A 12,788-nucleotide genomic window follows, 5' to 3' on the forward strand; every position below is an offset into this window, starting at 1 on the left:
AGAGGAGACCCTGCAGGTACGGCACCTCGCCCTCCGCCGGCTCCTGCGTCACTACCTGGCCACCGTCCGCACGATCAGCCGGAAGCTGAACAGGGTGCTCCTGACCGCTCAGCTCGGAGCGGGCGTGCTCCAGCGCGGCGGTCAGCTCGGGGGTGCGGCGGCTCGGATCGACGGCCTCGGCCTCCTCGATGAGCAGGTCGAGCAGGGTACGGTCGTCGCTCATGGACAGGAACTCGATCTCCGCCACGTTGGTGTTGCCCGACGGGAAGGCGACGCGCAGCCACGGGTAGGCCGCGGTCCGCGGGAGCGGGACGGAGTACCACTGCGCCGCGTCTACCCCGCTGACCGTGTGCAGGTCGGTCCAGGTGGCGCCGCCGTCGGCGGATCCCCTGAACACGGCGCCGTTCAGCCGCGTGACGTGGGTGGAGCGCGGGTGGTAGCGGACCGCGTCCAGCGCGACCACCGCCGGCAGGCGCACGTCGATCCAGCCCGCCGAGGTGGTGGTGTCGGTGGCGGTGGCCAGGTCGCCGTCGAAGGCGCGCCAGCCGTTCTGGGCCTTGGTGCCGCCGCCTCCCCACGCTTCGGTGGACGCCTCCACCATGGACGGCTCGACGGTCACCTTCTTCAGTAGCGTGCCGACCGGCACGAGCTGCTCGACGGCGGCGTAGATCCGGTCGATCAGCTCGTCCTCGTCGCCACCCGCCTTCGCCTCGGCGATCGCCCGGGTGAGCAGGTAGTGGCTGCCCTTGGTGTAGTCGGCGGCGGGCAGCTTCTCCGTCTCGGCGATCACGGTGGCGAGCGGTTCGGCCGTCGCCATCAGCAGGCCCGAGCCCGGCCGTTCGGCGCCGTCCGCGCCGATCGCCGCGATCCGGTAGAAGCGGGTGCCATGCCGCAGCGGTTCGTCGGTGAAGTCGAAGGTCAGCGCGCTGGACAGCACGGGGCGCCAGGCGGCGCTCACGCCGTCCTTGCGGTAGACGGTGAACCGGGTGGCGGCGTCCGGCTTGCTCCAGCGCAGCGTCACCTGGTCCCGGGCCCGCTCCACCCGGGCGTACAGCGTCCCCTCGCGGTCGGGCGACACCGTGACGTGGGTGAACGTGGCCGCCGCGGCCGCCGCGACCCCGGCGTACACGCCTTCGGGGAAGGGCGTGAACAGCTCCGCCACGTACGACCACGACCGGCCGTCCTTGCTCGCCCACGCCCGCACGATCTGGGCGTCGGCGTCGCGTACGAGCTTGACGAACGGGTACTCGGCCGCGGTGTAGCCCTGGATCCCGGCGTCGATCGGGCTGCGCCGGTCGTCCTGCCAGTCGTGCCGGGAGTCGCGGGTGCGATTGCGCAGGACGAGCCGGCCCGAGGCGTCCGCGCCGAAGTAGATGTAGCGGGCGTCGGCCCGGAGCATCACACCTGCAGCCGGGCCCCGCGCCTGCTCGATCCGGGCGATGACCGACCCGCTGCCGGTGAGCACCTCGTTCGAGAACAGCAGGGTGTCCTTGATGTCACGCTTGTCCACGTAGTAGTCGTCGCCGTCGCCGAGGCCCTTGCCGTCGCCCCCGGTGAGCTCGACGCGGTACCCGTCCGCCTTGATGCGGCCCGCGACCTCGCCGACGCGGTCCACCGGCGCGGCGGGCGGCTGGACGGCCTGCGAGGCCCAGCCGGAGCCGTGGCGGTTCACGCCGGTCACGGTGTAGGCGCCGGACTGCCTGCCGGCCTCGTACGTCGTGCCGCGGACCCCGGTGGCGACCACCTTGCCGTCGCGCCTGATCGTGTACGACTCGGCGCCGGCGGCGGGCTTCCACGTGAGGGTGACGCCGTCGCGGTCGCGCAGCGCCTGGACGAAGTCCACGTGGTGCGGCTTCGGCCGCTCGGCCACGGCGCCGTCCAGCCTCAGCACCATCGCGGTCTCGGGCGGCACGCTCACCGCGCCCCCGGCCACCCGCCTGCCCGAGACCAGGTCGACCGCGTCGCCGGGCACGTCCAGCGAGAACGAGCGCTTGTTGCCGTAGTCGTCCCGGGTGGTGTTGAAGGCGAACACGTAGTTCCCGTAGCGGGCGGTCAGGAAGTCCGCGTATCCGGAGTAGGGGGTGTCGAACTCGTAGTTCTCCCGCCGCACGGTGCCGACGCCCGGCTGGTAGGCGGCGGGCAGGATCTCACCGGCCAGGGCCTGCGGCAGGCCGCCGTCGCCCTTCTGCTGGTCCTCCATGAAGTCGACGTCGATGTTGTCCATCCGCAGGTTGTAGTCGCGGTAGGCGAACTGCGTGTCCGTGGCGATCTGCACGACGTTGTGGTGGTCCTTGTCCAGGACGTGCAGCCGCCCGTTCCCGGCGACGCCGCGCTGCCGTTCGAACAGCGAGCCGAAGATCCGGGTGTCGCCGTCGCGTACGGAGACGAACATGTCGTCCACGTCCGCGAACGCGAACCGCTCGTAGCGGGCCGGGTCGACGCCCAGGGCGGCGAGCTCCGCGGGCGTGTACGCGGCGAAGTCCGTCTGCGGGAGCACGGCCCCGGCCGCCGGACGGGCACGCAGGTAGGCGTAGGTCTCGGGCAGCCACATGTCGTACTTCCGCTTCGCCTCCACGGAGGAGAAGGTGTTGAAGTACTGGTTGTCGGCGATCTGCTGCTGGACGAACCCGGCCGCCTCGTTCGCGTAGCGCCGGTACGGCTCCCACTCCGCGCCCGCGTAGCGCTCGGCGTGCTCGGACATGTGCTTGTCCAGCGTGACGTACTCCATCGTGCGGCCCTCGGTGTTGCGCAGGGCGTAGGCGGGCCAGCCCGGGTAGCTCGTGTTGCGCTCGTCCACGACCATCTCCGCCAGGGCCACCCGCTTGCCGTTGTCGTCCGTGCCGGTGTAGCGGGTGAAGCCGCGGGCGTGCAGGTTCTTCAGCGCCAGCTTGAGGATCTCGTCGTTGAGCTTCTCGTCGCCCTGGTGGCCCCAGGTGCGGAAGAAGTACTCCGGCAGGTAGTTGGTGGCCTCGCCGTAGTTGGCGACGAAGGTGTTCTCCCTGGTCAGGCCGGCCTTGGTGATGCCGGTGTAGTGCTCGCCGTACGGCAGGCGGCGCACCACGCGCCCGTCGGGGCCGAGCTTGCTCCTGGCCAGGCCCTTGCCCACGATCTGCGCGAAGTCGTCGGTGAAGCGGGCGGTGGTGTCGTGGTAGAAGAGCGAGTGGTAGAGGTCCAGGTCCTTGCCGTCGGGCCCCACCAGCACCTCTTCGCCGAGGAAGGGCTCGACGCCGAGCGCCTCCAGCAGGATCCGGTGGCTCCTGGCCTTGCCCTCGTAGAAGCGCGACCCGATCACCCGCAGGCCCTCGTGCGCCTCCCACGCGCCCTCGTAGGTGTACATCACCTGGTTGTAGATGTAGGACAGGCGCGCGCGGGCGAAGTCGAAGTTGGCCTTCAGCACCCGCTCGTACGCCTCGCGCCGGGACAGCTCCCCGCCGTCCCAGTCCACGCCCTTGAGCGAGGACGGCCCGTCCTGCGTGCCGGTGACGAAGGGCTCGTCCAGGAACGCCTCGAACTCCTTCGCGCCGTACACCTCGGGGATCAGGTTCTCCACGATGTACAGCGCCTCGCCCAGGGCCCCGTAGTAGCCGCCCCAGTCGCCCTGGTGACCGCCCCGCAGCAGCAGCCGGGTGTCGGCGTAGTAGTCCTTGACGTGGTTGTCGATCGCCTTGAACAGCCGTCCCAGCGCCGCCTTCTTCAGCTCGGGCGTGTTCGCCGGCGTCCACGGCTCCAGCAGCGCCGAGGCGTAGAAGCGCAGGTCGTCCTGGTAGCGGACGATCGACAGCTTCGCCGTGGGCGAGGCGTCGAGCTGCCCGCTGTACTGGTTGAACAGGTCGATCTGGCTCTTCCGGTAGCGGTCGACCATTGCCTGCTTCTCGGCGTCGGCCGGCCCGGGCGCGGGCGTGGTGTCCGGGGTGACCGTCCCCTGCTTCTCGCCGGAGACGTCCAGGTACGCGGTGGTGTGCGTGTAGGCCCGGTAGTAGCCGCGCGAGTCGGCGGTCACGGGCTGGGCGAACCCGGCGTCGTACGTCCGGACCGTCATCTCCACGACCCGCCGGCCCAGGGTGTGGCCGAGCGGCAGCATGATCGTGTTGTAGTAGAACCGGCCCGGCAGCGCCTTGCTCGACCCGAGGTTGATCGCCTCGTAGTCGCCCGAGCGCCGGTAGCCGATCTGCTCGCCGTTGACGTAGGCGATCGTCTTGTAGGGCGAGACGTCGCTCCCCCAGAACTTCAGCGTGAAGTAGTTCTGCGCGACCGGATCGACCGCGACCCTGAACCGCAGCTCACCGCCCTTGACGGTGGGCGGCGAGGTCGGCTTGGCGACGCGGGCGGGCTCTCCCAGCGCCCCTTCGACCACCGCGGTGGAGGCCGCCTGCAGCGCGTGCGCGCTCTCGGACTCGGTGTCGCCGAACGTGACCACGTCCACGTGTCCGGCGGGCAGAGGGGCGGCCATCGCGGGGGGCGCGGCGAGGAAGGGCAGCAGCAGGATCGCGGCGAGCGGGCCGCCTAACCGGTGCCGAATGAGCATGGCGGATCTCCCGATAGAAAACGTTCTCCCCGGAGAGTAGGCCGCAGTGAGATGCCCGACAAGAACCCGTTACCCAGGCGTTACATAGGTGATCAGTTCAAGTCCGACGTTTCACCAGTTCAGAGGCATGATTGATGGCCGGAAATCCAGGAATGCGCTTTCCCCTCTTGCCGACCCCGCCGGGACGCGCTTACGCTGGGCGCACTCTGATAGGTACCGTTAACTACGCTCGCTGGCTCAGAAGGTCCAGAACTCGTTCGCGTTCTCCTTGGTCGCCAGCTTGACCGGGACCGCCACCGTCTTGGCGACCGTCTGGCCCTTGGCCACCTTGATGGCGTCCTGCACCGCCTGCCAGCCGATCAGGCGCGGCTGCTGGGTGACCGTGGCGGCCATGCTGCCCGCCCGCACCGCCTTGATCCCGTCCGGCGTGCCGTCGAAGCCGACGACCTTGACGTGGCCCGCCTTCGGCCCCAGGGCCTGGATCGCGCCCAGCGCCATCTCGTCGTTCTCCGCGAACACCCCGTCGAGGCCAGGGTGGGACCGGATGAGGCCCGTCATGACGTTCAGGCCCTTGGCCCGGTCGAAGTCGGCCTGCTGCGTGGCCACGACCTTGATCTTCGGGTACGCGGCGATGCCGTCGGTGAAGCCCTTGCTGCGGTCTCGGGAGGCGGAGGTGCCGGCCGTGCCGCGGAGCACGATCACCTCGCCCTTCCCGCCGATCTGCTTGGCCAGCTCCTGCGCGCCGAGCTTGCCTCCGGCCAGGTTGTCCGAGGTCAGGGTCTGCGCCACCGAGGCGTGGTTGATGGCGCGATCGGCCGCGATCACCGGGATGCCGGCCAGGTTCGCCGCTCTGACCTCCGTGGCGAGCGCGTTGGAGTCGACCGGGTTGATGATGACCGCTTTCAGCTTGCGGCTGGTGAAGCCCTGGATCTGCGTCGCCTGCCGGGAGGCGTTGTTCTGGGCGTCGGCGACGGCCAGCTTGGCCCCGAAGCGCTGCGCGGCCGCCTCCGCCCCGTCGCGGAACTGGACGAAGTACGGATTGTTCATCGTCGAGACCGACAGGCCGATGGTGAGGCCCTCCGTGGCGTCGCCGTTGGCGGGCACGCCACAGGCGGCCGCGCCCAGAGCGAGACCGGCAATGGCGTACGCGAGACTTCGCATGATCATATCTTCTCGTTGGGCTTCAGCCCCGCTGCGAAAGGGCACCGACGCGGGCGGCGAGCGCGCTCCACACGCACCCGTGACCGCCCGGCCGCTGCGCTGAGGCCGGGCAGCGGCACGAACGGCCACCACGTAACCGCTGGTCAGAGTGTATGTGATGGTCTTCACGTTTGCCGAACCCGAGTTGTGAGACCGTCATCACGGCGACGGCGCGAACCCCAGGAGACTCAATGGTCCCAGCCGGCCACCAGTTCCACGAACGTCGCCGGATGCTCCACGTGCAGGAAATGCCCGGAATCCGGCCACACCACGGTCCTGGATCGCGGGTGACCGGGGAGATCCGCCTCCCACCGCGCGGCCTCCGGCACATTGTGCACGGCGAGCACCGGACAGGCCCGTCTGGCCAGATATCGCTCCGATTCCCGCCGCACCCCGAACGCACCCGGCACGGTGTACATCCCGGCGTAGCACTCGGCCAGCACATGACCTGGCGTGGCCAGCAGCTGCCCGGTGATCGGCGCGGGCAGCGGCCCGAGCTGCCGCAGCGCGGCGGCCACACCGTCGGCGCGCAACGCCGCCAGGCGCCCGGGGATGAGCCGTTCCTCCTCCTCGTCGGCGCCGTAGGCGGGGGCGACCACGACCAGCCCGCTGACCAGCTCCGGGTGCTCGACCGCCAGCGCGGTGACCACCTGGGCGCCCATGGAGTGCCCGACGGCCAGCACCGGCTCGTCGAGCAGCGGCACCAGGTCGCGAGCCAGGTCGACGGGCCGGTACCCGGTCGCCGGGACCGGGGAGCGGCCGTGGCCGCGCAGGTCGGGGGCGATGACCCGGCGGCCCCCGAAGTCCAGGGCCCGCCACAGCCGGTGGTCGCCGCCCCAGCCGTGCACCAGGAGCAGCGGCGAGCCGCCCTGGCCCCAGGTGTCGACGTGCAGCCTCATGGGGTGCCCCAGGTGCTGGAGAAACCGGTGTTGCTCATGTGCGGTAGCTGATCTGCTCGAAGCGCGCCGAGCAGCCCTCCCCCGCCAGGTCCTGCACCCAGAACCCCACGAACGCGCCGGTGAAGCCGAAGGCCCGCACCTTCCCGTCGATGAACTCGTCGGCGTGCTCGTCCGACAGGATCGTGGCGTCCAGGTCCGGGCCGTGGTTGAAGCGCACGACCGGCCCGTCGAACTCCACGCGCAGCTCGACCTCGCCTCCCACGGGGCCGAGCAGGCGCTCGGTGCGGGTCCCCTGGTCGCTGGTGGTCAGCACCAGGCCGTCGGCGGTCACGGCCAGGTAATGCCAGTTGCGCGAGTTGTAGTAGGCGACGATGCCCGCCCACTGGTGGACGCTGTCCGGCTCAAACCGCATGACCGTTTCCAGGGAGCACTTCCGGTCCGTGACCCGGCGGGCGACCAGGCTCGGGGTGCGCAGGCCGTACGGGGACTGACCGCCCTGGACGGTGAGCCCGCCCTGGTCGGCGGTCAGCCAGTCGGGCGAGGCGGGCCGCCGCAGCGTGCTCCAGTCCGGCCCGAGCCCGCCGGGGGACGGCGAGCCGCCGTTCCAGCCCTCGCTCGCCGGCCACGGGTGCGCGGGCAGCTCGGGGGCGGCCACCTCGACGGCGGGCACGCCGCCCGCCACGCGCGGCCAGCCGTCCTCCCAGGTCACGCGCTGCAGCGCGGTCTCGCGCCCGAGCACGCACCTGCCGTTGTGGTACGGCCGGGCCATCAGGTGGGACAGATACCACTCCCCCGTCTGCGTCTCCACCAGGCAGCCGTGCCCGGCCTTCTGCAGCTCCAGGCTCCGGTCGTGACGCGAGGTGAGCATGGGCCCCGCCGGGTCCTCCTCGTACGGCCCCGACATCGAGCGGGAGCGCAGCACCGTGACCCCGTGCTCGTAGCCGGTGCCGCCCTCGGCCACCATCAGGTAGTACCAGCCGTCGATCTTGTAGAGGTGCGGGCCCTCGGTGACCTTGCGGTTGGGCAGGATGAGCTCGGGTTTGCCGCCGTCGAGGGGCTGCAGCTCGATCCCGGCGAACCCGCGGCCCGGCCGGGAGTCGAAGACCATGTTGAGCAGCCAGCTCCGGCCGTCCTCGTGGTAGAGGGAGGCGTCGAAGCCGCGGCCCGGCAGCCGGACCGGGTCGGACCACGGCCCCTCGATCGAGGGCGCGGTGATCAGGTGGTTGGCGATGTCCTTGTAGCCGAGGGCGTAGTTGTCCATCACGCCGTAGACCAGGTGGAACAGCCCGTCGTGATAGGTCAGGTCGGGCGCCCAGACGCCCCCTGAGTCGGGCACGCCGGACAGGTCGAGCAGCCCGCGCCCGGTCAGGACGCCGCCCAGCGGGCGCCAGTTGACCAGGTCACGGGAGTGGTGCACCCGGACGCCCGGATACCACTCGAAGGTCGAGGTGGCCAGGTAGTAATCCTCTCCCACCCGCACGATCGAGGGGTCAGGGTCGAAACCGGGCAGGACGGGATTGCGGATCATACGATCTCCACACTCTTTCCAGCAGGAAGCTCAACTTCTCGGCGCAGGCCCGAGGCACGGTGAACAACGGTAACGGTCTGGTCGATCAGCGAGATGGTCCCGGCCCGGACACCGTCGCCCCAGGGGGCGCGACGGGCCGGGCAAGGAGCGCATCAGTCCTCCAGGAAGAGCACCACGGTGCTGAGGGGCGCGACCTCGATCGGGGTTCCCAGGCGGACGCGGCGGCCGGTCACGAGGTCACGGGCGTGGCCGGGGCCGGTGGTGTGCAGGCGGCGGGGCCGGTCCTCGGAGGTGTTCATGCCGATGAGGTAGCGGCCGTAGGAGCAGCGGTAGAACTGGGCCTTGCCGACGAAGAGCTTCTCCACACCCGGGAAGTCCACCCCGAGCGCGGGGTCCGGGACGTCCGCGGGATACGGCCCGACCTTGAGCACCTCGCCCGCGAAGGCCTGGTGGACCTGCGGACCGGGGGGCGGGAAGCCGCCGGGCGGGATGTGGGAGGCGGCGGGGTCGTTGATGGCGAAGGAGAAGCAGACCCAGTCGGCCTCGGTCCAGGTGTCGCCGGTGGGCGTGACCTGGCACTGCTGCCGGACGGTGGCGACCCGGTGGGTGTCCGGGGTGATGTGGTGGACCCGGGCCAGGTCGTTGACGGCCTGCCGGGCGCGCCAGTAGAGGGAGGCGTAGAGGATCTCCTTGCCGTTCTTGATCGCGACGACGCCGTTCTCCTCGTCGGAGAAGACGAAGGCAGGGGCGTCCCAGTCCATGGGGAACCGCGTGCCGCTCGCCGGCAGCGCCTGGAAGGCGGGCCAGTCGCGCTGCACGAGGCGCAGGGCGTTGAGCCCCACGCGCGGCCAGGTGTTGGTGAGCAGCAGGTCGAGGTGGCCGAAGAACTGGTTGTCGGCGATCATGCGCTGGGCGTGCCCGGCGATCGCGGGGTCGCCGAGCACGGCGGCGGCCATGGCGGGGTGGCCGTCCCAGGCCAGGCGCTGGGCGTAGACGACGTCGCCGGGATAGTGGTCGTCGCGCCAGCCGACGGCGGCCTCCATGCGCATGGTGCGGTAGCCGTCGTTGTCGACCTCGGGGTAGCGGAAGACGGCCCGCGCGTTGATCATCTTGATCAGGTGCGCCTTCAGCTCGGCGTCCTCGACGCCGTCGAAGCGGGTGACGGCCTCGTAGAGCAGGACCAGCCAGTCGGTCACCTCGCCGTAGTTGCCGACGTAGCCCAGCTCCCTGGTCAGGCCCTTGCGGGTGACCTGGTGGAAGTGCTCGCCGAGGATCTTGCTGGGGGTGCCGGAGGCGTCCTCGCGGCCGAGGAAGGGCTTCAGGCCGACGGACTGGTGGATGTAGTCGCGGGCCTTCTCCTCGGTGAGCGGCGCCTTTTCCGGATTTATCAGCATCAGGGCGCGGTTGCAGCGGTAGATGCCGAGCGCGCAGATCATCGTCTGGTTGCTGTAGTGCGGCATGTGCTGGCGCCAGTACGAGATCGACTCGGCCAGCATCCTGGTGTACGCGTCCCGCCGTACCGGGAGATCGCCCTGGACCGGCGGGGTGGCCCCGTCGAGCGGCGTGACCTCGACGTCGTCGAACCAGGCGGTGCCGCCGCCCTCGACGCGGACGTCGAGCCGGAGCTCGACCGCGGTGGCCGGGGTGGTCAGCTCGGCGGTGATCTGCGTCCAGTCCCGGGTGCCGGCCGGGGCGTAGAACTTGTTGTCGGTGCCGACGATCTTGCCGGCGGCGTCGTAGAAGAGCACATCGAGGTAGGCGCCCGGGGCCACGACGTCCTCGGTCCTGACCCAGACGCCGTAGCGGTGCCGGCCCTGGCCGATGAGGGTGCGGTTCTGGGCGGTGTTCCAGCCCGCGGCGGCCCCGGCGGCGACGGTGACCTTGACCGAACGCGAGCCGCCGCGCTTGACCGTGTCGTCCCAGAGCCAGGTGGCCGTGCCGGCCCACCGGGCGGTGTTCCAGGAGGCGGGGGCGGTGCCGCCGCGCTCGAAGCCCGGGTTGGGCGCGCCCACGGGCCGCCCGCCGACCGGGCGCTCCAGCCGGTCGCCCAGGACGTCGCGGAGCAGCAGGAGCGCTGTGCCGACCTTGGCGAAGCCCTCCCACTGCTGGTCGGAGGCGGTCAGCACGGTCGGGTCGGTGAGCCACTTGGTGTAGCGGGCGTCGATGGCGGCCAGCACCTGGTCGATCGCGTCCGGAGCCTGGTGGGCGGGGCTCTCGGGCCAGAAGTAGCCCTCGGCCAGCCCCTGGAAGGCCCAGGAGTCGAGCGAGGCGGGGTTGCCGTCGAGCCAGTTGCGGTGCTCGCGCAGCACCCTGGCCTTGATGTCCGCCAGCATCTCGGGGCCGGGCGCGGGCCGGACGGGCGCGTCGGGCGCCGGCCCCTGGATGCCGTCGCCGGGGAAGTACGGCTCGGTATGGGTGTAGATCCGGTAGAAGGGGCGGCTGGGCTTGTCCATCGAGCGGTAGAACTCGGCCGCGTTCTGCCCGTAACCCCAGATCCGGCCCATCGACCGGATCTCCAGCGTGACCTGCTCGCGGTCGCGGGTCATCGCCTCGGGCAGCGGCAGCGTGTGGAAGTGGAAGCGGCCCGGCGAGTGGGCATCCTGGCTGAGGATGTCCAGCGGGTCGACCGCGCCCAGGTGGTAGTGGCCGACCTGCGCGCCCGCGCAGAAGAGCTGGAGCCGGGACTGGTCGGCCTCGCTCGCGGCCCGGTCGCCGCCCCACAGCTTGATCGTGACGTACGTGGTGCCGCGCGGCGCGCACTTGACGGTGAAGGAGACCGTGCCGCCCCAGACCCCGGCGGGCTCCTGCGGGTTGAGCACGCGGGCGGAGCGGCCGAGCGCCCCGGCCACCACCGCCGACCGGTCGGCGGTCACCGCGTGGGCGCTCTCGGAGGCCTCGTCGCCGAAGACCACCACGTCCAGCGGGGCCTCACGGCCCGTCGTGGCGGCGGCGGCCTCGCCGTTCCATAACCACGTGGCGGCGGCCAGCGCGCCGGAGGACGCCAGCACGGTCCTCCGGCTGAGGGGGAGCGCCATCGTCACTGGCCCTTCAGGTAGGCGTCGGCCTGCTTGGCCATCTCGGCCTGGACCTTGGCCAGGCCCGCCCGCTCCAGCGCCTTCTTCAGCTTGTCCAGCCCCTGGTCGACATCGACCGCGCCGATGAACAGCGGGTTCGCGAACTGCGTCATGGCCGCGGTGACCTGGGTGTTCTCCCGCTTGATCGGCTCCGGGTCGGGGACGAAGCTGGCGTAGGGGTCGACGGTGAAGTTGTCGATGTCCTGCGCCCAGTCGAACCACTTGGCCTCGGACTCGGTCATGCCCTTGACCCGGCGCTCCAGCTTGGCCCGCCAGGCGAGGGCGAAGCCGGGGAAGGTGTAGGTGGACAGCTGCTCGTACTTGTCGTCGCCGACGGGGTTCCAGTCCTTGCCGGGGAGGCCGTAGTTGATCAGGTCGTGGTTCTCCTTGATCGACACCCAGTCCTGCAGCTGCATGGCCTTCTCGTTGCTCTCGCCCTTGGCGTTGAGCACGACGAAGTTGTCACTCTGGAACGTCTGGTACGGCTTGGCGCTCTCGCCGCCCTTGAGCGGCATCACGTTCGCGATCATCGCGCCCGGCACGTTCTTGGTCAGCTCGGGCAGCCCCGTGGAGGACAGGCCGTCGGTCATGGCCCAGCCGGTGGCGACGCGGCCGGCCTTGAACTGGGAGTCCAGCGCCTTCGAGTCCAGGGTGAGGGCGTTCTTGTTGATCAGCCCGTCCTGGTAGTACTTGCGGATCTTGCGCAGCGCGTCCACCATGCCCGGGGCCTCCCACCACGGGATCGGGTTGGACGAGCCGGTCTGCTTGCCGTCGGCGGCCAGGACGAAGTTGAGCGAGTCGCCGGTGAAGGAGGCGATGCTCATGGTGGGGTTGTCCCACATGTAGGGGTTGAGCCAGCCGACCGGGTTCCACGCCACCAGCAGCTTGGGCATCCGGGAGCTGACCCCGATCGGGATGATGTCCTTGTTCTTCTGCTTGACGTCGTACCAGAACTTCTCCAGCCCGGCGAAGTCCGTGATGTCGCTCATGCCGAGCTTCTCCGCCAGGTCCTGGCGGATGCTGAAGTGGTGGAAGCGCGCGACCGAGTTGATCTGGGGCAGGCCGTAGAGCTTGCCGCTCCACCGGTTCAGCTCGATGATCTTCGGGTCGATCGTGGCGGTCAGGTTGGGGTACTTGCCGCTGGACAGCAGGCTGCTCAGCTCGACGATCGAGCCGCTGGCCGCGAGCTGGGTCATGTTGAGCCAGCGCGCCTGCAGCGCGGTGTCGAACTTCTCCCCCGCGGTGAACTTGAGCAGCGCCTGCTGGCCGTAGCTGGTCCACGGGATGAACTGCGGCTTGATGGTGAAGCCCAGGTCCGCCTGGAGCTTCTTGTTGACCTCGGCCAGGACGGCGTCCCAGCCGGCCGGAACGTCGCCGGGGAGCAGCAGGCTCAACGCGAGCGCGCCGGCGCTCTGGGCGCCGCCGGTGGCCTGCGGCTTCTGGGAGTCGTCCGAGCAGGCGGCGAGGAGGGCGGCCAGGGACAGGCCGCCGCCGGTGGCCAGCAGGCGGCGCCGCGACATGAGGTGGTGGGACACGGTAACTCCTGAGGTGGGGGGAGCGGG

Annotated in this window: 6 protein-coding genes; all 6 read right to left on the reverse strand. The window is 70.6% G+C overall.

The features are described from left to right. Positions 1 to 4,525, reverse strand: a 4,525-nt coding sequence (locus ACWEPL_RS52210) for a hypothetical protein (protein WP_452440827.1), incomplete at its 3' end; no start/stop codon positions are given. A 237-nt stretch (positions 4,526 to 4,762) separates the two neighbouring features. After that, entirely contained in the window at positions 4,763 to 5,686 is a 924-nt protein-coding gene (locus ACWEPL_RS52215; RefSeq protein ID WP_363964833.1) for a substrate-binding domain-containing protein, read from the reverse strand. Between the two features lie 227 nt (positions 5,687 to 5,913). Then, positions 5,914 to 6,624, reverse strand: coding sequence for an alpha/beta fold hydrolase (locus ACWEPL_RS52220; RefSeq protein ID WP_452440829.1), 711 nt, complete (start codon positions 6,622 to 6,624; stop codon positions 5,914 to 5,916). A 34-nt stretch (positions 6,625 to 6,658) separates the two neighbouring features. Further along, a complete protein-coding gene (locus ACWEPL_RS52225) occupies positions 6,659 to 8,152 on the reverse strand; it encodes a glycoside hydrolase family 43 protein (protein WP_452440830.1) in 1,494 nt (497 codons plus the stop codon). 152 nt (positions 8,153 to 8,304) lie between these two features. Next, positions 8,305 to 11,187, reverse strand: a complete 2,883-nt coding sequence (locus ACWEPL_RS52230) for a hypothetical protein (RefSeq protein ID WP_452440832.1) — start codon at positions 11,185 to 11,187, stop codon at positions 8,305 to 8,307. Positions 11,188 to 11,189: 2 nt separating this feature from the next. Continuing rightward, positions 11,190 to 12,761 (reverse strand): DUF3502 domain-containing protein, encoded by a 1,572-nt coding sequence (locus ACWEPL_RS52235; protein ID WP_452440834.1) that lies wholly within the window; start codon positions 12,759 to 12,761, stop codon positions 11,190 to 11,192. Positions 12,762 to 12,788: the final 27 nt, after the last annotated feature.

The organism is Nonomuraea sp. NPDC004186, assembly GCF_053603495.1.

Bases quoted from the DNA above. Each gene is read 5' to 3' on its own strand.
- ACWEPL_RS52215 (WP_363964833.1), bottom strand. From the start codon at position 5,686: ATGCGAAGTCTCGCGTACGCCATTGCCGGTCTCGCTCTGGGCGCGGCC.
- ACWEPL_RS52220 (WP_452440829.1), bottom strand. From the start codon at position 6,624: ATGAGGCTGCACGTCGACACCTGGGGCCAGGGCGGCTCGCCGCTGCTC.
- ACWEPL_RS52225 (WP_452440830.1), bottom strand. From the start codon at position 8,152: ATGATCCGCAATCCCGTCCTGCCCGGTTTCGACCCTGACCCCTCGATC.
- ACWEPL_RS52230 (WP_452440832.1), bottom strand. From the start codon at position 11,187: ATGGCGCTCCCCCTCAGCCGGAGGACCGTGCTGGCGTCCTCCGGCGCG.